The organism is Pseudomonas sp. 51_B, assembly GCF_017491595.1.
Taxonomy (GTDB): domain Bacteria; phylum Pseudomonadota; class Gammaproteobacteria; order Pseudomonadales; family Pseudomonadaceae; genus Aquipseudomonas; species Aquipseudomonas promysalinigenes.
In genome coordinates this window covers 18388-40018 of the sequence record NZ_JAFGYW010000004.1, presented here as the reverse complement: position 1 = coordinate 40018, position 21631 = coordinate 18388, and the positions used below count along the sequence as shown (strand labels likewise).

Genomic DNA, 21631 nt, shown 5'->3' with positions numbered 1-21631 from the left:
CACAAATGACAAAAGTAATCAGCAGCGTAAGATTCGATATCGCCGATAGCTTCAACGGGTTAATCAATTCTTCCTCTGATGCTGTTTTTGTCGAACAGGAATCGGCGGCTGACTATAAAACAAATAGCAGCCGCCATACATTAACCGCTCCTCATGAAACCCTAAGCGATTTACTAGCCAGTCAATCTGGCTGCTCCTTCCTCCAAGAAGTGATTTCAATCCCAAGTCTTTTAGTACACAAGTTGCACTGCGCAGCGATATATCCTGGGAAAATTCGCTTACGCAAAGACAATTGGCACAAACATGGGCAACTCGTACTGACTTCGAACAATGCTCTTTTCCCGGGGTCATATGGTGTTATGGATGGAAGGCATACGCTCCCTAGCGACCTATTAACGCCATCAGACACAAAAGGGAATTATAGATTACTTCAATCTAAGCCCAAGAAATTCTTAAAGGGTCACTATCTTTTTCTAGGTAGCATGCATGATCATTTTGGCCATTTTTTGGTAGAGGGCTTAGCCAGACTTTGGATTCTTAAATATTTTACAGACATTGAACTAACCAATTTAAGAATTATTATTTATGAGCCAGGGCTAATTCCCCCCGCGACCAAAATTTTAGAATATCTTGGAATCAATAAATCTCAATTTGAGTTTCTCAGCGAACCATGCATCGTAGAAAGCTTGATAGCTCCTGGAGTAGGTTATTGCACTCATCTCTGGGCGCGCGATGTAATGAATTTTGTTTTCGATCGCGTGGCCAACGCAGCAATAAGTGAAAGAGCAACTAACTTTCCTAAGAAGGTATTCTTTTCGCGCAACAACGTACCAGCAAGGAAACTTAAGGATGAACTTGCACTTGAGTCAATTTACAGGGAGGCCGGATACTGGATCTTACGCCCAGAAGAACTACCCATTGGTGATCAAATTAGAATAGCAGCCAACGCAGACTCTATCGCCGGCTGCACTGGAAGCAATATGTATCTAGCTTTATTCCAAAAGCCTCATGGAAACAACCATGTCTATGCGCCTTTTGACTTCACACTCAAAGATGACGCGATAATTTCACAACTGCGCAATTCTCGCCTGCACTATGTGGTTGGGTCTCGACTATCAGCGAACCAATGGACTCTGGACACCACCTCTGCATTAAAAATACTCAAGGATCAAGCTTAAGATGACTTTTAGCACGCCCGCTGTAGTCCGCGACTCAGTAAAAATCACTGTAGTAGGAACCGGCTATGTTGGTTTGTCACTCGCAATGCTTCTAGCCAAGAACAATAACGTGATCGCTCTAGATATCGATCAGCGAAGAGTGGATTCTCTGAATCAAAAATGCTCGCCTATTAGTGACGACGAAATTCAAAAACATCTGATCAACTCTGTCAACTTCAAAGCTACGACCTGCAAAGAAACAGCTTATGCAGACAGTGACTTTGTTATCATTGCAACTCCTACAAACTACGATGTTGAATCGGGTTACTTCGATACCTCTTCGGTTGAACTTACAATACAAGATTCTATATCACTCAACCCCAAAGCAACTATTGTCATAAAGTCTACAATCCCCGTGGGCTTTACCGAGCAACAAAGAAAACTACATAATAAGCAGATCATTTTTTCTCCTGAATTCCTGCGAGAAGGGAAGGCACTACATGACAACCTCTACCCTTCACGAATTATAGTCGGTGATAGCTCTTCGGAAGCTAAAGCATTCGCTGCGCTTCTATTGGGCGGAGCTCTTGCTGACAATGTCGAAACGCTCTTTACGGGTCCGTCCGAAGCAGAGGCCATCAAACTTTTTTCTAATACATACCTAGCCATGCGCGTTGCATATTTTAACGAGCTTGATAGCTACGCAGAGGTCCACAACCTCAACACATCTAACATAATTCAAGGCGTAGGCCTCGACCCCAGAATTGGCAACCACTACAACAATCCATCATTTGGCTACGGTGGATACTGTTTGCCGAAAGACACCAAACAACTTCTAGCAAACTTCCGAGACGTTCCTCAAACCTTAATTCAAGCGATCGTAGATTCTAATAGCGTAAGAAAAGACTTCGTCGCGGACTCTATACTAAAACTCCAACCAAAGAAAGTTGGAATCTACCGACTGGTCATGAAACACGGATCAGATAACTTCCGCACCTCATCAGTCCAAGGAATCATGAAGCGACTTAAAGCCAAGGGAACTGATGTAGTTATTTATGAACCTACATTAACAGATGATACATTCTATAACTCGCGCGTCATACGAGATCTAGATGAGTTCAAAAAAGAATGCGACATCATTATCGCAAACCGCCAATCAGAAAATCTTGCCGACGTATGCCAAAAAGTATACACCAGAGACTTGTATGGAAAAGACTAACTTTCCAAGCATCACTACCTAAGTAAAGCCCGAATAGGATAGGATATTAAAATCTATCCCATTCACCGCACAACCACTACATACAAGCCAATTACTACACAGAAACACCAGCAATCAAGTCAGGCGCTTACTATATATGAACAAATTTCTAGCAGTACACTTGAAAAGCGAATGGGCACGCCGAAATTTTCTTGAAAAACTTGCCAAATCCTATGATGCCGCAGTTCAATTTAAACCAAAGTTAACTGCAGTACACATGCTTTCTACAGACAAGCTGCTACTAAGCTTACAAGCCGATGATTTCTTTGGTTTCGGTAAAAACTACTTCATTGAAGAACAAAAAGCGACTGTTTTTGATGGCTTCCCCCTTCCTGACGGGCGTCCCCTTGATGCCGGCAAAGGGGCACAGACTCTTCAATTATGGTTATCACATTCTGCCAGCATTAACTCCAGCTTCGAGCGCCTTCGTGGTGAATTCAGTGTAGCAACATACACGTCATCGAGTAATGAGATCACTGCCTTTTCTGATTATACGGGACTAAAACCATTATTTTATATAGATAATAATGATTTTTCCGCAGTGTCAAACCGACAGTTTTTGCTAAACCCTATTTGCACACAATCTTACAAACCCTTATTCGACTTACCACAGGCGTCATCATTAATTACGCAAGGCAATAAATTCGGAAGTCAGTCCATATTTGATGGTGTTCACCTGCTTCCGCCTGGTAATTTTCTAAGAATTTGCAGCAAAGGAGATATCGTTATAACCCCATTTTCAAGCCAACTATGGGATGACCGACCAATCCCCTCCTCTTCTGACTATGACGACGCCTGTGATGCTCTTGTCGACAATTTCAACTGGATACGCGATGTACCAGCACTTAACGACAAACCGATTAGATTGTCGTTAACAGGTGGTGAGGACTCCCGCTTAGTTCTTGCTATGGGATTGAACAGTAATATTCGCAGTCGAATTACGACTTTCACTTACGGCCAGGCAGATAATCCAGATATAAAAGCAGCTGAAATCGTTGCGAGCGCTGTAAAGGTCCCGCACGAGAAGAAAATTTTCGCGTCACAAGCTCCTGGCCCTGTTGATATCAATGGCTATTGGAATGGCCTTAGCAAGCATGCATTTAGGTTCGAAGGCGCTACCGGTGCGTGGGATGGCGGCTGGGCTAAAGCATCCAAGATGAACTTCGATATAACAGGGTTTTCAGATTTCTTCTTCAAGCGCATTCGTCCTTCGAACGCGGCCGTAGACATTCGCTCGAGAGCGCAAGCAAGCGAGCATTTACTAGAGTTCCAGCAACCCTACGACCCACTTGACCTGGTTCGTTCCTTACCAAGACAATACGAGTCATCGCAAATTCAAGAGTGGATTGACGCCAAACTTTCCGCAGGAGCGGCCCTTAATGAACTGCCGGAGCTTTATTATCAAGACAATCGATTCACTTGGTGGTCCGGAGCACTTAACTCCAATGTACTGACACAAGTTAGAGTATCTCCAATGTCCAGCAAGCTGGCGGCAGCTATTGGCCTAAAACAAAACTTAAAAGATAGAAGAGATAGAAAATTCATTTTTGAAATGATGAAGCGATTATCTCCGGAGCTTTTGGAGATACCATACCTGAACAAACAATGGCCCGAGCATTTCGCAGCATCATCTCCATCAATAAAATTACCTGGAACTCAATTCAACTTCGAGTCATCACAAGGAACTTCTCAGCCGTGGCAAGTATTATTAGCAAAACATGGCAATAAACGAATCAAAGAATACCTACTCGAAAACGAGCGCACAGGAATTTTTGATCTAATCAATAAACAAAGAGTTTCGGAAATATTAGACAACCCTGGCTTACTAAAAACCACGCCAGCCATTAGAAGCATTATCAACCTAACAGAGCTTATGATTCTACTCACTGGTGAGTGGACAAATGACAAAGACGACATTGAGGATCAGTTCGTCACTAAGACTGCCCTTGAGACCAATATCCCCGAATTCAAAAAAATGTATGAATTCTTTTCCTCAGGCCATCAACCATCAACTATAAAGCAAAAAAAACACACCTGTGAGATCAATATGCCTAAAGGAAAAATTTATAACATCCGTATTGATCCCCTAGATAAACCTGGCAACTGTACTTTCCACAAAGCACACATCATCGATGCAGCGCTTAACATTGATATCAAACTCCCTCTCATCAACAGCGTGCACCCTAACAACCAGCTCAAGCTCACTGCAAACGCAGAAAGTCTGGTGATGATCAGTTCTGGAAATGATCCCCACTTCGCTTTCAGCCAGGCAATATTTAGTGACTTACCTAGCCTACAAAATGCCAAGCTTATAATTGAACTAACAACCCCTGAAAACTCTTTGGTAGAAGTTTTCTTTGATACGGGATCAGGCTTCAGCCGCCATGACATGTATTCTCAACGTATTTGAGTAACCTCGGCCAACTCTTATTTTTTAAGGAGACAGCTCTATCAAGGCAAAAAAGTAATATCCGCACACGGCTCGCCTCTCCTGGCAGCCGTTGGTGCGTGCCGCTTCGTTGTGCTGACGCTTTCAGAATCCGTCGCCCCGTTAGCCCCAAAGTCGCGGCATTCAATAGTTGCGCTGGATAAGCCAAGGGTTCTGCGCCCGCTTCCGATTTACCAATTCAATCGTAAGCGCTCCATATACCCCACCTAACCAAAGACGGGCAGCGCACCCAGCTGTGTATTTGAGGTATTCAATTCCATGGGAGTAGTGCTTCGTAGCCTTCCACTGGAACCCCTGCGGTACGCGTTCTAGTGCGTGGCGCAACCACGCAGAGGGTTCTTGGCCGTTGGCTTCGGCGGTTTCTACCAAGCTGTAAAGTTGTGCGCTGGCAGTGGCACCTTTGGGCGTGCCACTGAACAACCAGTTCTTTCTCCCGATGACAAACGGGCGGATCGCACCCTCGGCCGCGTTCTTGTCCATCGGCAAGTAGCCGTGCTCGACGTAGCGTTCCAATTTTCTCCAGTTGCTGGCGGATCGGGTGAAGTTTTGAAACGTTCAGACTCAAGGCGTTAGAGCCAGAGGCAGAAGCCGTTGCATTCCCCATACAGGATCTTCACGCGGTTGCGCGGTTTGTTGAGGAACACGAAAAGCACCGGGTCAAACACCGCCACATTGATATCGAGTTCGACCAGCGCGGCCAGGCCGTCGATTGATTTTCGAATGTCGACAGGCTTGGGTTAGAGGTAACTTTTCGACTTTGGCGTCGAGTCGAATTGTGGTCGGCGAGCTCCAGAACGTAATCGGGAGCAAAACATCGGGGATCAGATAAGTGCTTTGAATGTAAGGTTTATGGAGCGCTTACGGCCCATTAATCTTTCAATTGGCAATCTCTCAGGCGAACCGCCGAAGCGGCGCCTCGTCACAAGAGAAGCCGTAAAACATTACAGACATGCTCCAACGAGAAATTCAGGATTCACCTGAATACTTCACGCTGTATCTTATCCAGCAAATAAATTGAACCGTTTTTGGTCAGGTGACCGAAATCGACAAATGGCAAGTCGGCAGCATCGTCGCCCAATCGGCTTAAGCAACCGTCGGCCCCACAAAAAATGTCGTACGCCGAGACGTAATTAGCGCCAATGGTCGGCACACTGTGTTTGAGGTAGTCATCCCACGCCGCTACGTCAGGGTTCAGCCCATGAGTCATGTAGGCAGGCGGCAGAGTCTTGTTCTTGGCCCAATAGTCCAACACCATCGAACTCAGATTGCCGTTCCAATGCGGTACGGGACCGACGACCACCACCTTGGTCAACGGCGAAACCCCTTTGATCCTGTTCACGGTCTGCTGGAGCATGGCCAAGGTCTGGGCTTTCTGGGGCGCATTGCTGCCGAACACCAACCACGTCATAACCACTACATCGGGTTTGTTTATCGCCACGGCGTCGAGCCTGTCGTTGTTCGCCTGCTGTACTGGCTTGCCTTCGTCGGTCTTGCCGGGCACTGAGAAAAAGGGCGGCCCGTTGCCATCGGTCATCTGGGCGATGCCGTAGTCGGTGTAGTACTGGTCACGGGCGTTGAGCAAGCCTTGATAAAGCGCTGCCGCATAGGAATCGCCCCAGATAAACAGCATCTTGCCCCGACGTTCGATGCACTGGGCAAAACCGACTTCGCGGGGCACCGAATGGCATTCGCCGTAGCGAATGTTCTTCTTGAAGTCGAAATGCTCGTACACATTGGTGATTTCTGATAAAGCCTTAATGTCGCCTTTGACGCGGTAGGCTGCGCCGTTGCTGTTCACCACTACCATCCCAGCACACAGCACCATGCAGAATGCGACAATCGCGGCGGGACGCCGAGCCTTTGCTTGACGCCCGTTGACGACCGCGCGCGGGTGTCGACGTTGGGTTCCGATATTTTCGACTGTCAGGTAGGACACCAAACCCAGCACGAACGAGCATCCTACGCCCAGTGCCACCGCAAGCGGCAGCTCGGCCAAGCCATTACTGTAGAGGTACACGCAAATAGGCCAGTGCCAAAGGTAGGTCGAGTATGAGGTCTTGCCCAGCCAGGCAACCAAGCCGTTGCGAGCCAGTCGCGAACCGGTAACGCCTGCGGCAATCACCAGGCAGGTCCCCAGTACCGGCAACAGCGCCCACTGGCCGGGCCAGGGCGTATGGCTATCGAGCGCCAGCAACGAGCCGATAATCAGCATCAGCCCGGCCAGTGCGGTGGCCACTTTCTTTAAGCCCTTGAGTTCGATGGGGTACAGGTAGACAACGCCGCCGATCAACATTTCCCAGGCCCGGGCCGGCAGCATGTAGTAAGCAAAGCTTTCGAAGCGATAGGACGCCCAGGTGGCGAACACGAAAGACAGCCCCATCATTAGCACTATCGACCAGCGGCCCGCCTTGGCGCCCATGGTCCTGACAACCGCCATGATGATCAACGGGTATATGAGATAGAACTGCCATTCGACTGATAAAGACCAGGTATGCAACAACCATTTCAAATGCGATGACGAGTCGAAATAACCTGATTCGCTATAAAACACCAGGTTGGATGCAAACACCAATGCACTGGCGGCATGCTCGCCCAGCTGCTTGTACTCCAGAGGCAATAAGTTGAAATAGCCCCATATCAGCAGTACCGCAGCCAAGGCGAGCAAAGCGGGAATCAACCTCTTCGCCCGCCCCCAATAGAAGCCAGCAAGCGAGAACGCCGCCGCTTCGACCTTGGGAAATATGGCCCCTGTCATCAAGTAACCGGAGATTACGAAAAATACGTCCACGCCCGCAAACCCTGCTGGCAGCAGCGATGGCTTGAAATGGAACAACACCACAGCAACGACTGCCAGTGCTCGCAGCCCGTTTACGTCATCACGAAAACGCATAACGATCCTTGTAAAATTTAAACCGCTCTGAAGTAATGAGCGCGCGTGACAGTATCACAACAGGCAAAAAAAAATGGCCTGTGACGACGAAGTTCCTGCCTCAAAACCGCCTCATACCTGACCTTGGAACAAAATTCGCGCAATACGCCGGCGCGCGTGTCCTGAACTTGGCACTTTTGCCATTGTCTGTTTATGCCTGATGGTAGAAAGCAGAGGCATCTCATTGGCGCCGACGGGCATGTGCAAATCTGAGGCTGCCCGGCAGTTTTCGCTTGAAATCACCAAACCGACTGTCACATCATTTCTCGTACATGTACAAAAGACCTTGGTGTCTACGGATATTTCACCGCGCAGCACACCTATCTGTCTCCGCATTTGATCATGCATCTCGCCTTTCAGGCATGGCCGCACAGACGCGGGTATGCTGCAGCGCAAGCGTCACCACAGGAACCCGCACCCGCCATGACGGAACACTCCAAGCAACCTGCCGAGCCGGCTGCCACCGCACATCCCTCTCCTTTGCTTCCCCTGGCCGCCAGGGAGCTACCCAGCGCCGACGGCCACTGGGAGTGGCAAGACTATCCTGAGGTCAAGGCTCGCATTGCCGAAGCCAAAGCGGCTCACCGTGCAGCCCACCCCATTACGCCCTACGCAGTGCTGGACTTCGAGCCGGCCGAACTGCCGGCGCGAGCCAGGCAGTTGCGGTTCATGGCGCCTAGCCCCCTGCCGCTGGTGTCGATCCTGATTCCCGTATTCAACAACATCAAGCTCACCCTGGAATGCCTGACGTCGATTCAGCAACACCTGCCAGACGGTCTGGATGTGGAAATCATAGTTGCTGACGATGCATCCACCGACCAGACCCAGGCGCTGTTGAGTTCGCTCGAGAACATTCGCTATTTGCGCAATGAGCAAAACCTGGGGTTTCTGCGTAACTGCAACCGGGCGCTTGGGCAGCTCAAGGGTGCATTCACTGTCTATCTGAATAACGACGTTCAGGTCACCGCCGGCTGGCTCGAGGCTCTGCTGGCAACCTTTGCTGACTACCCCAAGGTGGGTGCCGTGGGACCAAAGTTCGTATACCCAAGCGGCCATCTGCAGGAGGCAGGGGCAGCCTTATCGCCAGAGGGTGTATCGACCATGATCGGCTTCGCCGAGCACCCTGACGAGCCGCGGTTCAACTACACACGCCGCGTCGATTATGTGTCTGGCGCCTGTCTGATTGTCCCCACTGCCCTGCTCCAGCGAATCGGCGGCTTTTCGCAGGCCTTCCTGCCCTGCTATTGCGAAGACAGCGATCTGTGCTTGACGCTGCGGGCTGCTGGCTACGAGATCTACTACAACCCCTACGCCACCATCATCCATCACCTGTCCAAGACCACTGCGGCAACGGGTGATGAGTTCAAGATGGCCGCCATTGCCAAAAACGTCAGTGTGCTCAACCGTAAATGGGCGTCAACCATCGAGCAGCACTTCGACCCGCGGCTGATCGCGTTCTTCCTGCCGCAGTTCCACCCCGTGCCGGAGAACGACCAGTGGTGGGGCAAAGGCTTCACTGAATGGACCAACGTCAGCAAAGCCCAGCCAAACTTCGTCGGGCACTATCAACCGCGCCTACCCGCCGACCTGGGCTACTACGACCTGCGTCTGCTGGAAGTCTTGCAAGCCCAGGCAGACCTGGCCCAACGCTATGGCGTGCATGGCTTCTGCTTCTACTACTACTGGTTCGACGGCAAGCGCTTGCTGGAGCGCCCGGTTGAACAATTGCTGCAAAGCGACAAGCCCGATATTCCGTTCTGCCTGTGCTGGGCAAATGAAAACTGGACGCGGCGCTGGGACGGGCTGGAGCAAGAGGTGCTGATTGCCCAGGCGCACAGTGACGAAGACGATACCGCGGTGATCAACGACCTGATCCGCTTCTTCAAGGACCGCCGCTACATCAAGGTCGGCGACCGGCCGTTGATGGTGATCTATCGCCCAACCCTGTTCCCCGACTTTGCCAAGACCGCCGCGCGCTGGCGTGAGGTATGTCGCGAACAAGGGGTAGGTGAAATCTACATTGCAATGGTCGAATCGTTCGAACTGGCAACGGCCGGCTTCCACCCTTCGCAGTTTGGCTGTGACGCGGCGGTGGAGTTTCCGCCAGGCGGCCTAGTCGAGCCCAAGCCGCCCAGCGGCGAAATGCTCAATCCGCAATTCACGGGGCACTCTGCAGACTACCGTGACCTTGCGGTGAGTTTCGCCTCACGACCAGGCCCACGCTATACGCGCTTCAAAGGCGTCATGCCAGGCTGGGACAACACCGCCCGACGCCAGCATGCTGGCGGTTGTTTCGAGCACTCGACGCCGGGTGCCTTCCAGGCCTGGCTGGAAGAAGCGATCAACGACACCCGCGAGCAGCACATCGGCGACGAGCGCCTAGTGTTCATCAATGCCTGGAACGAGTGGGCTGAAGGCGCCTATCTGGAGCCAGACCGGCGCTTCGGGCACACCTACCTGGAAGCCGTAAGCAACGCGCTGGACGCATCGCGTTTGTTGAAGAAGAACTGAGTGGCTGAAACCTGATGACTGATACCGTTAATTCCCGCAGCGACGTATGCCTGGCCGGGCACCCTTTCGCCCCCATCGGCATGGGCGAGCACGTGCGCGCCACGTTCCGCTCGCTGCGGGCCGTGTACACGCCACCCCGCTTGCACGACATCTATAAGATCGTTGCCGCAGGCGAAGCTGAAGGCATCGAATTCGGCCCGGCACTGGTTGACAGGCCGGCGCCCATCAACATCTTCCACATCAATGGCAATGAGGTCGCACACGCCCTGGATCACATCAACCAGGTGCGGCCTTGGTCTGGCTACAACATTATTTACCCACTGTGGGAGCTACCGCGCTACCCGCAGGAGTGGGCCACTGAACTCGACCGCTTCGACGAAATCTGGGCGGCTTCACACTATGTCATGGACGCCCTCAAAGAGGCATGCAGCAAGCCGGTCTACCACATGCCACTGGCGACCGAAGTCCAGCTCGATACCTTCCACGGCCGCCGCTACTTCGGCTTGCCAGAAGCGGATTACCTGTTCCTGTTCTTTTACGACCTGCGTTCCTATTCGGCGCGCAAGAACCCGCAAGGCGTGTTCGAGGCATTCAAGCAACTGCTGGCCAAACGGCCGTATACACGTACTCATCTGGTGATCAAGGTGAACGGGGTCGACATGAACCCGCAAGCCTTCGCCCAATTGCAGGCCGAAGTACGCACACTGCAAGGCCGCGTGACCTTGATCGAACGCACAATGAGCAGCACCGAGGTGAAAAACCTTTTGCGCTGCAGCGACTGCTTCGTCTCGCTGCACCGCTCAGAGGGCTACGGTTTCGGGGTTGCCGAGGCCATGGTGCTGGGCAAGCCGGTAATTGCCACGGCGTATTCGGGCAACATGGACTTCATGACTGCCGACACCAGCCTGCCGGTGGGCTACCGCTTGATCCCTGTGCAGGAGGGCGAATACCCCCATTTCGAGGACCAGCAATGGGCCGACCCAGATGGCGAGCAGGCCGTGGCCTACATGCTGCAACTGGTGGATGACCCTGCAATGGGCCGGGCGCTGGGGCGCAAGGCCCGGCTGCACATGCAGAGCTACTTCAGTTACCGCTACACCGGCTTGCGCTATCAGGCCCGCCTGGCGGAAATCCGCAAGAACCTGGCGGGCAACTGAGCCTGGGCTGACGGCTCAGGCGTTTTGCCTAACCTGCGCGCGCCAGTCGTCGAGGATGGCGCGCACGGTTTGCGCCAAGGGCGTGGTCGGCTCCCAGCCCACGGCCGCCTTGATGCGTGCATTCGACCCTGCGGCCAGCGCAATATCGGAAGGCCGCAAGCGTTCAGGGTCGGTCTGCACTTCGATGGGTACCGTAGCGTGAGCCAGCAAAGCGTCGAGAACGGCACGGATCTTTGTACTCGTACCCGACGCGATGTTGTAGACCCGGTGCTGCAGGGTACCGGCGCCCCTCGCTATAAGCCTGACATAAGCTTCGCAGACGTCATCGACACAGAGGAAATCGCGGCTGGCCTCAAGGTTGCCGACCTTGAGCACCGGCGCCTGCAAACCTGCCTCGATCAAGGCAATCTGCCTGGCGAACGAGGCGGTGACAAAGTCGGCACTCTGCCCCGGCCCGATATGGTTGAACGGCCGCACGATCACCCCCTGCATACCTTGACGCAGATACTGTGTTACGGCCTGCTCGGCGGCGAGCTTGCTGGCAGCGTAAGGATTCATCGGGGCGCAGGCAGCCTGCTCGTCCAGCAGCTGGCCGCTTTTGAAGGTTTCGCCGTACACCTCGGATGAACTGACAAACAGGGTGAAGCAATCTGGCGCGTTGTATTTAAGCGACTCCATCAGGTTCAGGGTGCCGATGACATTGGTGTGCCATGTCAGCAGCGGGTCCTTGAAGCTGACGGCCACGTTAGACACTGCCGCCAGGTGGATCACATGGGTTGGCTTGACCTGCCGGATCACCCCGTCTACTTGATGGCGTTCGCACACATCCATCAATTGGTAAACGCAACCTGTAGCCACCGGCAATGGCGCAGAAGCCACCGTGCCGGTCAGCGCATACCCATCATTGAGCAAGCGCTGCAGCAGCACCTTGCCGACGAAGCCGTTGGCCCCTGTCAGAAGAATTCTGGCCATTTCGATACTCCCCGCAGCACATTCAGAAGCAAGCGTCTGTTTCGTTACGGCGCAGGTCGGCGTCCACCATCATGCGGCACAGCTCCTCGAGGGAGGTACGGGCTTCCCAGCCAAGGACGCTTCGAGCCTTTTCCGGGTTGCCAAGCAGCAGGTCGACCTCGGTAGGCCGATAGAACTTGGGGTTGACCGCCACTAGGGTGCGGCCGGTTGCAGCGTCAATGCCGGTCTCGTATTCGTTTTCACCCTTCCAGACGATTTCGATATCCACAGCCTTGCACGCGAGCGTGACAAAATCGCGTACCGACTCGGTGCGATTGGTGGCCAGCACGAAGGTGTCCGGCTCGTCGGCCTGGAGCATGCGCCACATCCCTTCTACGTACTCCTTCGCATAACCCCAGTCACGTTTGGCATCGAGGTTGCCCAGCTCCAGCAGGCCCAGTTTTCCCAGTTTGATCTTGGCCACGCTGTCGGTGATCTTGCGCGTGACGAATTCACGGCCACGCAGCGGCGATTCGTGATTGAAAAGGATACCGCTTGCGCCGAAGATGCCGTACGACTCGCGGTAGTTGATGGTCATCCAGTGCGCGTAAAGCTTGGCGACACCGTAGGGGCTGCGCGGGTAGAACGGGGTGGTTTCTACTTGTGGTGTCTGCTGCACCTTGCCGAACATTTCCGAAGTCGAAGCCTGATAGAAGCGCACCTTCGGATTGACGATGCGAATCGCCTCCAACAGATTCACGGCGCCGAGCCCAGTGATCTCAGAAGTGGTAATCGGCTGGTCGAATGACACGCCCACGAAGCTCTGGGCAGCGAGGTTGTAGACCTCGGTGGCCTGGGTAGTCTGCAGCAGGCGAATGCTGGCAGACAGGTCGGTGAGGTCGTATTCGACTAGATGCAGGTTCGGGTGCTGCTCGACGCCCAGTTCGGCCAGGCGCCAGAAATTGACCGAGCTGGTGCGCCGGTAGGTGCCATACACGGTATAGCCTTTGGCAAGCAGCAGTTCCGCCAGATACGCTCCATCCTGGCCTGTGATACCGGTGACGATAGCGATCATGATTCCTCCAGAAAGATCACCTTCGAGGTCCCTGCCGGGAAATGCCTCGATGGGTTAGATAATGCGCATATCAGCATGATACTGAGTCAACGCCGGCAACACGAGGCAGGCAAGCCAGCTCTCTGATGGCGGCTGTATGAAAAATGGCGACTATTTATCATTGCGCCCTCCATAGGGAGTCAGAATAATCCCCCGACAAGATAGGATTATTCGATACCTAGACGCCGCAATCGATTGATGCCGTATCCGCTTGGAGCCCGTGTAAACCGCGCTCTCCAGCATGGCTAGCAAAATGTGCCAAGTGCCGGGCACCAATTCCCGACTTTTCGATCCAATCGGGTATACTTATTCGTCTACATGATGCTAAGTAATACGTGCATGGACTTATTCAGAGCTCAGTGACTCTGTCAGAACCTCAAGGTAGAAAATTCTCGTGAAGATCTTAGTAACAGGTGGTGCCGGCTTCATCGGCTCTGCAGTCGTGCGTCACATCATTTCCAATACCGAAGACGCCGTGGTCAACGTCGACAAGCTGACCTACGCCGGTAACCTCGAATCGCTGCAGTCAGTCGAGCAGAACGTACGCTATGCGTTCGAACGCGTCGACATCTGCGATCGCTCCGAACTCGATCGAGTGTTTCGCGAGCACCAGCCTGACGCTGTGATGCACCTCGCTGCCGAATCTCACGTCGACCGCTCCATCAGCGGCCCGTCCGAATTCATCCAGACCAACATCATCGGCACCTATAACTTGCTGGAAGCCGCCCGCGGCTACTGGGCGGCACTGGACGACACGCGCAAGGCGGCGTTCCGCTTCCACCACATTTCTACAGATGAAGTATACGGCGACCTGGAAGGCCCGGAAGATCTGTTCACCGAGACCACCCCCTATCAACCGAGCTCTCCGTATTCGGCCAGCAAGGCCAGTTCCGACCATCTGGTTCGCGCCTGGGCCCGTACTTACGGCCTGCCGACATTGGTCACCAACTGCTCGAACAATTACGGCCCGTTCCACTTCCCTGAAAAATTGATCCCTTTGGTGATTCTCAATGCCCTTGAAGGCAAGCCGCTGCCTATCTACGGCAAAGGCGACCAGATTCGCGATTGGCTGTACGTCGAAGACCACGCCCGTGCGCTGTACAAAGTGGTGACCGAAGGTGTGGTAGGCGAAACCTATAACATCGGCGGCCACAACGAGAAACAGAACATCGAAGTAGTGCGCACCGTCTGCGCCTTGCTCGACGAGCTCCGCCCCGATTCGGCGTTCCGCCCTCATGTCGAACTGCTGACCTATGTCCAGGATCGCCCAGGACACGATCTACGTTACGCAATCGATGCCAGCAAGATTCAACGCGAGTTGGGCTGGGTGCCAGAAGAAACCTTCGAATCGGGCATCCGCAAGACCGTTCAATGGTACCTGGACAACCCCGAGTGGGTCGCGCATGTGAAAAGCGGAAGCTACCAGCAATGGATTGACTCCAACTACACCACGCGCTCGGGCCAGGCATGAAGATCCTCCTGCTCGGTAAAAACGGCCAGGTCGGCTGGGAGCTGCAACGGGCACTGAGTGTGCTTGGCGAAGTGGTAGCCTTGGACCGTCACTCAGCGCTGACTGCCTATGGCGAACTTGCAGGCGACCTGTCGGATCTCAGCAGGCTGCGCGCGACCATCCGCGCGGTCGCACCCCAAGTCATCGTCAATGCAGCAGCCTACACTGCGGTCGACAAGGCCGAGAGCGATCGCGAGCTGGCCCATACGGTCAACGCCCTGGCCAGCCAGGTAATGGCCGAAGAAGCCAAGCGCCTCGATGCCTGGCTGGTGCATTACTCCACCGACTACGTTTTCGATGGCAACGGTTCGGTCCCTTGGGAGGAAACCGACGCCGTAGCGCCGGTCAACTACTACGGCGCTACCAAACTCGAAGGTGAACAACTGATTGTTGCCTCGGGCTGCAAGCACTTGGTATTCCGCACCAGCTGGGTATATGCCGCGCGTGGCAACAATTTTGCCAAGACCATGCTGCGTCTGGCCAAGGATCGGCAGACTCTGAACGTCATCGCCGACCAGGTCGGCGTGCCTACCGGGGCCGACCTGTTGGCCGACGTGGCCGTGGCCGCTCTGCAACAGGCCATGCGCAAACCTGAGCTGGGTGGCATCTACCACCTTGCCCCAGCTGGCGAAACCAGCTGGCACGCCTACGCCAGCTATGTGATTGAGCTCGCGCGCAGTTTGGGTGAAACCCTGGCGGTGGAAACGGTCAACCCGATCCCGACCACCGATTACCCAACGCCCGCCAAGCGGCCGTTGAACTCGCGTCTGGCTACTTCAAAACTGCGTAACGCTTTTTCTCTGCACTTGCCGGATTGGCAAAGTGGTGTTACCCGCATGCTTATGGAAGCTTTGAATAAATGAACACGACCAATCGTAAAGGGATCATTCTGGCTGGTGGTTCGGGGACGCGCCTGCACCCCCTGACCCTTGGTGTTTCCAAGCAGATGCTGCCTATCTACGACAAGCCGATGATTTTCTACCCATTGTCGGTGCTGATGTTGGCCGGCATGCGCGAAATCCTGATCATCTCCACACCCGAAGATCTGCCAGCATTTCGCAAGCTGCTGGGTGACGGCAGCCAGTACGGTGTCCAACTGAGCTACGCCGAGCAACCAAGCCCGGACGGTTTGGCACAGGCGTTCATCATCGGCGAAGAGTTCATCGGTAAGGATCCTTGCTGCCTGATCTTGGGCGACAACATTTTCTACGGCCAACACTTCTCGGACAATCTGCGCACAGCAACCAACCAGACCGAAGGCGCCACCGTGTTCGGCTATCACGTGGCAGACCCTGAACGCTTTGGCGTGGTCGAATTTGATGCCAATGGCCGCGCCTTGAGCATTGAAGAAAAGCCGTCCCAGCCCAAATCCAGCTACGCTGTGACCGGCCTGTACTTCTACGACAACCAGGTTGTGGAAATCGCCAAGAGTATTAAGCCTTCGCCACGTGGCGAGCTGGAAATCACCGACGTGAACAGCGCCTATCTGGCGCAGAAGAACCTCAGCGTCGAGATTCTAGGCCGCGGTTTCGCCTGGCTCGATACCGGAACCCACCAGTCGCTGATGGAAGCCAGCCACTTCATCCAGACCATCGAAGAGCGTCAAGGCTGGAAAGTGGCGTGCCTGGAAGAAATTGCCTACACCAACGGCTGGATCAGCGAGGAGCAGGTGGCTAGTCAAGCAGAAAAGCTCAAGAAAACCGGTTACGGCCAGTACTTGCAGCGCCTCCTGGAGCCGGGTCACCACTGAGCATGCCAGCCGCTACCCATACGCTCGGCATGGGCGCCGAACCCGCAAAGGTAGCTGTGCTGCTCGCGGCCTATAACGGCAGCGAATGGATAGAGGCTCAATTGGCTTCTATCCAAGCCCAACGAGGGGTCGGCGTTGATATCTACATCAGCGTCGATCCGTGCAACGACGGTACTGAGGCTTGGTGCGCCAATTATGCCCTCACCTACGCCAACATTGTCCTCCTCCCCCCCTGCGGCCCATTCGGGGGTGCTTCACGCAACTTCTTCCGCTTGATCAAAGATGTCGATCTGTCCACTTACGACTACGTGGCATTCTCCGATCAGGATGATTTGTGGTACGCGGACAAACTCGAGCGGGCAGTGGCAGCACTCCGCGCCAACGGTGCTGATGGTTACTCCAGCAACGTAGTTGCGTTCTGGAAGAATGGGCGGCGTCTGCTGGTAAACAAGGCACAGCCCCAGGTGCGCTGGGATCACCTGTTCGAAGCGGCAGGCCCTGGTTGCACTTATGTGCTGAGCCAAGGGTTGGCGTCAGCGTTCAAGACAAAGCTGCTGAGTTGCTGGGAGCAAGCGCAGAAGGTCGATTTACACGACTGGTTCTGCTACGCCTTTGCCCGCAGCCAGGGTTACCGATGGTTGATTGATCCTGAGCCTGGGCTAGATTACCGGCAGCATGAACGCAATCAAGTCGGGGTCAACAATGGTGTGGCTTCTGCCATAGCTCGGTGGCGAAAGATCACCGACGGCTGGTGGTTCAGCCAGGTCTGGCTGACTGCTTCGCTGCTGGAGATTGCCAACCCGTTCATGGGCTCAGATGGCAAACATGGTAAGGGTTTCGCCTGGTTGAAGCTGGCTTGTAATAGTGCCAAGTGCCGCCGTCGCGCCCGCGATCGAGCGGTACTGTCGATCATTTGCCTTTACAAGGCAGTCATCGGCCAGCGCTGACTGCACGTGGATACCCCGGAGCGGGCATGACTCACCCCGGGGCAGCTTCCTCACACCACACCGCGCCCGCAGTAGTGGTCATCCAGCATCACATGCCCCAGCAGCTTCAGCTCGTCAGCGGAGTGCTTCGAGAAGAACTCGTCGGCCAGCGCCCTGCTAACTTCAAGTGACGGCGCAAAGCTGCTCAACAACGTGCTCCGGATCTGCAACGCGTCTTTCGCGAATTGCAGCACCCCATGGCGTAGCTCGGTGCGGAATACATCACCTCTACGTTCTTCGGGGGACAACTCACGGTGAAGTGCCTTGACGCTCAAACCATCGCCCAAAGCGTACTTCACCACTTGTCCATCACTGGAACTGAACAGCTTCTCCAACTCGAAGCTTCGCAGATACATTATTGGCGCCGCCAAGCTGTGCTCGACATTGTGCATCAGGCAGCCGCGAACAATCACACCATGCTGCTCGGCCACCGGGATCGAACGCTCATCGGTTGCCAGGTAGTAACCATGCACAGGCTGGCCTGTGAGCTTGCACAGGTAGTTCTGGATGGTGGCACCATAACCAACGTCCACAACCGCGTTCTTCCCGGTATCCAGGCCCATGCTCTTCAAGTACAGGGTGAGTGCCTCACGCTCCTGCGCGGCCTGTTTGAAGATGGTATCGGCTAGCTTGGTCAACAATGGCTTGAGGGCCATCAAGTTGTCGTTGCGAACCTCTACCTGGGTGTCCTTGCCGATTTGCAACTCGCTCTGCAACTCACTCCAGTCTGCATCACTCAACTCCAGGCCGAAGCGCTCAAGAAGGTAGTTGGCCGCCGTGTTCAGATAATAGTCACCCTTGCCGAGGGCAAACACATCTTCCAAGGTTTCAAGCAACGGCACGCTGCACGTACGGCGGGATACCACCAGGTAATCCGCTGGAGGAGCATCGTCCGCACCCTGCGCCCAGACGTCATAGACGGCTTTCATCAATTGCCCTTCACGTGCCAAGAAGTGCAAACGCTCGACCCCGTCGCGCTGGGCATTGTCGATTAGCCACTGCGACATACCTGTGAGCATCGGTCCCACCAGGCTGTACCCGATGTTGTACGGTGTGGCATGAAACAGTGAACCCGGGTTCAGGTTGGGATAGATCACCGCCGGGAAGTTCTTCCGGAACAGCAGGCCCAGGGTCAGCTCGGCGTTGAGGTCGCCGGCGATCTCATACTGCTCCACGATACGACGCAGGCGCGGCGTGCCCCTGGCTAATTCTGTCGGGCGGAGAATGTGCAGGCCTACGCAGCCCTTATCGCAGGGGATCTGCAGATCCGAACGTTCGTTATCGCCAACCATGACGAATTCGCCAGGTTGCAAGTTGTGGGCTTGCAGCACATGGTCGTATAGCTGCCCAGTATCCTTGCGCAGCCCCACCTCATTGGACAAATAGAACTCGCTCCAGCCATGAACGCCATTAGCGTTCAAAGCCCGGATGATCAAAGCCTTGGGCAAGAACATATCGGAGATCAGCACCACCGGCTTGCCCGATGCCTTGGCGGCCTCAAACAACTCGACACCGCCACTACGGGCCGACAACGACTTGTACTCAGTATGCTCTTCGAGATTGCGAATAGTCTGGATATCTTGGCCGGACAGTTTGGTGAGTTGCTGGAACATCGCGTAGATGTCGTCCAGGTCAACGTCTTTGCCCTTCTGATTGCGCGCCTCTCCTTCGGCCACCGCGCGATACTCGGCGAACAGTGTGCCCAGGTGCTCCGGCAGGCCGGCAGCGACAATATGCTTGGTGGTTTCGGCGTCGATCAATGGGCGGATCAGCAGGGTGTCGAAAATGTCGAAACCGATGCACTTGATTACCGGGTTTGTGAACTGCCCCAGCATCCAGTCCAGCGGGCGGCCGACCGACTGATCAAGTCGCCAGGAAGACCACGAAGGGGTTTCGGTGTCCGCAATGATGCCAGGCTGCAAACCCTGTTTGCGACCGCTGAGCGCCAGCAACCGCTCTAGGCAGTGGGCGAAAGTGCCATCAGTCTGGCCGGCCTCTTCGTTGAAGTCATCGATGGTTATGCCAGCATCGAATAAAGGTCGCATGGCGTCACCCCGCGCCCAAAACATGGAACCGGCCGGGAAGTCGAAATAGCCCTGCGGTACCGGCGCGATCCCCAATCGGGCACACCAGGCACTACCCATCCCCTTGTTGGCGAGCCAAGTGTTGGCTTGGGACGGCACGGACCTGAAATTCTGAGGGTAGACAATGCCTTTGTCTCCGGCCATCAAGGCAAAGATGCGGCGAATGGTCAATGGACTGCCTAGGAGGTTGCCTGCCAAGTACTGGCGCCAGCCCTCGGTAGCGCCAGCGTTGTAAAGCGACTTCTTGCTGTGCAAATGCGCAATATAGTCATAGCGGCGCAACGCTTCACCGAACGTGCAAAACATCGGAGCGATATCTCGGCCGCGGTTATCGACAACCACAAAGGTTTGCCTCTGACAATTCTCCAGCCCCGCGAAGGCTGCACGGCATGCCCGTTCACCCTCAGCATCTTTCACAGATACATAGAGGTCATAGGGGTAAGGCATATTCCGCAGATAGCCAGCAAACTCGGGAGCCAAGTCGTCGTAATACATATGCAGGTGAATGGCTATGGTGCCTGCTATATGCTCGGCCGGCAAAACGTCATCCAGCACGATCAGCGTGTTGTCAACCACCTCGATGGTGGCCTTGCTACCGTTCTTCCACATTTCGTAATGCGGGCTGCCGCGGAAAACGAACGCGAGATTACGATAACCCCAGTTCAGCACAGGATTACGGAATTTCGGCGGAATAGCCCAGTACATAGGTTTGATCTGGTCAAGCACGCGGGCACGCAGACCATTGGCTACCAGGGGCCGCTGGCCGCGCACGGCACGGGACAGCAGACGTAGCGGCGCAGTCAGCTTCCAACTGCTGGATCGATGAATACCCTGCACGATGGCGGCGAACTCATCAGCGGAACGTTTTATCAGCTCATTTTTCTGGGCAAGCTGCAGACGCAGGCTCTCAACCTCTTCACCGACCCTCGCCGTGTCATTGCGCGCATTGGCCACTTCGTCACGAAGCGCAATCACCACGTCCTGATCTACCGCTGCGCAGGCGAGTGCTGTATGTGATTCGGCCAAAGCGCGTTGGGCGTCAGCCAACTGCGCCTGCAGTTGCGCTTGCAATTGCTGGGGTGCTTTACACGCATCTGTCAGTTTGTTCTGGAGATTATGCTGAGCCTGCTGCGCTTCGGCCAGTAGAGCTTGTAAGTGGAGACGGCTCCCGTGCAACGCAGCGTTTTCTTCACGCAGTCGGGCAAGCAACTGGGCGTCAGGTTGATATTGCGCGACGTTTTCCAACTCCACCGCACCCGCCTGCCCAACAGTAGCCAATACGTTATCTGAACTGAACATACGGTTCTGATACCCCGCTGAATCGGCCTCGCTCTTTGCAAACACGCAGACAAAGACCTGGTCACCCGAGATATTGTCCTCCGACCTAGCCTGCAGAGACGACTCCAGCAAAGCGGGCGCGTGGCCACCGCGCTGTGCCCAGTTCATCAGCTGCGCGCCGGCATCATGATAGGGTAAGCCAATGCAAAGCAGCCCCTCCGGCTTGAGGACACGAAGGCATTCATTGAATGTCAGCCAGTACATGTCGGAGCGCTTGAAGGCGGCCTGCCACACGATTGCATCAATGCTTTCGTCCTCGAACGGCAAGGCATAACGGTCTTGGAGAACAATGTCGATGCCGTTGCCCGCAGCAAAGTCTGCAGCGACATATTCAATGTTTTGCGTGCAAATGCCTTTGATCGATTCGTCACGGCGCTGAGCACCAACAAGGACAACCTTGGCGCCAGCAGGCAGGCTATTGCGGTAGGTCTCCATGA

The 21631-nt window shown here is 54.4% G+C and carries 14 protein-coding genes and 1 pseudogene; 9 read left to right on the top strand and 6 right to left on the bottom strand.

The features are described from left to right. Positions 1-5 precede the first annotated feature (5 nt). From J5M56_RS06780 to J5M56_RS06770, 3 genes are all read left to right on the top strand, one after another. Positions 6-1178 carry a glycosyltransferase 61 family protein gene (locus J5M56_RS06780; RefSeq protein WP_207870423.1) on the top strand — a complete coding sequence of 391 codons (1173 nt, stop codon included), beginning with the start codon at positions 6-8 and terminating at the stop codon, positions 1176-1178. Between the two features lies 1 nt (position 1179). Then, entirely contained in the window at positions 1180-2376 is a 1197-nt protein-coding gene (locus J5M56_RS06775) for a nucleotide sugar dehydrogenase (RefSeq protein ID WP_207870421.1), read from the top strand. Positions 2377-2512: 136 nt separating this feature from the next. After that, positions 2513-4825, top strand: a complete 2313-nt coding sequence (locus tag J5M56_RS06770) for an asparagine synthase-related protein (RefSeq protein WP_207870419.1) — start codon at positions 2513-2515, stop codon at positions 4823-4825. A gap of 289 nt (positions 4826-5114) precedes the next feature. On the opposite strand, the pseudogene J5M56_RS06765 reads toward J5M56_RS06770, so the two are convergent. From J5M56_RS06765 to J5M56_RS06755, 3 genes and pseudogenes are all read right to left on the bottom strand, one after another. Then, positions 5115-5395, bottom strand: a pseudogene (locus tag J5M56_RS06765) (transposase); the annotation flags it as partial. A gap of 38 nt (positions 5396-5433) precedes the next feature. Then, positions 5434-5541 (bottom strand): IS66 family insertion sequence element accessory protein TnpB, encoded by a 108-nt coding sequence (gene tnpB / locus J5M56_RS26725; protein WP_347709419.1) that lies wholly within the window; start codon positions 5539-5541, stop codon positions 5434-5436. A gap of 296 nt (positions 5542-5837) precedes the next feature. Beyond that, positions 5838-7754, bottom strand: a complete 1917-nt coding sequence (locus J5M56_RS06755; protein WP_207870417.1) for an acyltransferase family protein — start codon at positions 7752-7754, stop codon at positions 5838-5840. 462 nt (positions 7755-8216) lie between these two features. Between J5M56_RS06755 and J5M56_RS06750 the strand changes: the two genes are divergently transcribed. Continuing rightward, positions 8217-10304, top strand: a complete 2088-nt coding sequence (locus tag J5M56_RS06750) for a glycoside hydrolase family 99-like domain-containing protein (RefSeq protein ID WP_243430585.1) — start codon at positions 8217-8219, stop codon at positions 10302-10304. Positions 10305-10318: 14 nt separating this feature from the next. Further along, entirely contained in the window at positions 10319-11461 is a 1143-nt protein-coding gene (locus tag J5M56_RS06745; RefSeq protein ID WP_207870411.1) for a glycosyltransferase family 4 protein, read from the top strand. A 15-nt stretch (positions 11462-11476) separates the two neighbouring features. Here J5M56_RS06745 and J5M56_RS06740 read toward each other — a convergent pair whose 3' ends face one another. Together J5M56_RS06740 and gmd are read right to left on the bottom strand one after the other, a co-directional pair. Beyond that, positions 11477-12433 carry a GDP-mannose 4,6-dehydratase gene (locus tag J5M56_RS06740; RefSeq protein ID WP_207870409.1) on the bottom strand — a complete coding sequence of 319 codons (957 nt, stop codon included), beginning with the start codon at positions 12431-12433 and terminating at the stop codon, positions 11477-11479. Positions 12434-12455: 22 nt separating this feature from the next. Next, a complete protein-coding gene (gene gmd, locus J5M56_RS06735; protein WP_207870407.1) occupies positions 12456-13487 on the bottom strand; it encodes a GDP-mannose 4,6-dehydratase in 1032 nt (343 codons plus the stop codon). Between the two features lie 433 nt (positions 13488-13920). Here gmd and rfbB point away from each other — a divergent pair, with 433 nt between their 5' ends. The 4 genes from rfbB to J5M56_RS06715 are packed head-to-tail and all read left to right on the top strand — an operon-like array spanning position 13921 to position 17733. Continuing rightward, positions 13921-14997 carry a dTDP-glucose 4,6-dehydratase gene (rfbB, locus tag J5M56_RS06730; protein WP_207870405.1) on the top strand — a complete coding sequence of 359 codons (1077 nt, stop codon included), beginning with the start codon at positions 13921-13923 and terminating at the stop codon, positions 14995-14997. After that, on the top strand, positions 14994-15899 hold the full coding sequence (gene rfbD, locus J5M56_RS06725) for a dTDP-4-dehydrorhamnose reductase (RefSeq protein WP_207870403.1): 906 nt from the start codon (positions 14994-14996) through the stop codon (positions 15897-15899). The genes rfbB and rfbD overlap by 4 nt, the downstream gene beginning before the upstream one ends. Continuing rightward, positions 15896-16786 carry a glucose-1-phosphate thymidylyltransferase RfbA gene (rfbA, locus tag J5M56_RS06720; RefSeq protein ID WP_207870401.1) on the top strand — a complete coding sequence of 297 codons (891 nt, stop codon included), beginning with the start codon at positions 15896-15898 and terminating at the stop codon, positions 16784-16786. Before rfbD ends, rfbA begins: the two co-directional genes overlap by 4 nt. Positions 16787-16788: 2 nt before the next feature. After that, entirely contained in the window at positions 16789-17733 is a 945-nt protein-coding gene (locus J5M56_RS06715; RefSeq protein WP_243430583.1) for a glycosyltransferase, read from the top strand. Positions 17734-17783: 50 nt separating this feature from the next. Here J5M56_RS06715 and J5M56_RS06710 read toward each other — a convergent pair whose 3' ends face one another. Then, complete coding sequence (locus J5M56_RS06710) at positions 17784-21629, bottom strand: rhamnan synthesis F family protein (RefSeq protein WP_207870399.1); 3846 nt, start codon at positions 21627-21629, stop codon at positions 17784-17786. Positions 21630-21631: the final 2 nt, after the last annotated feature.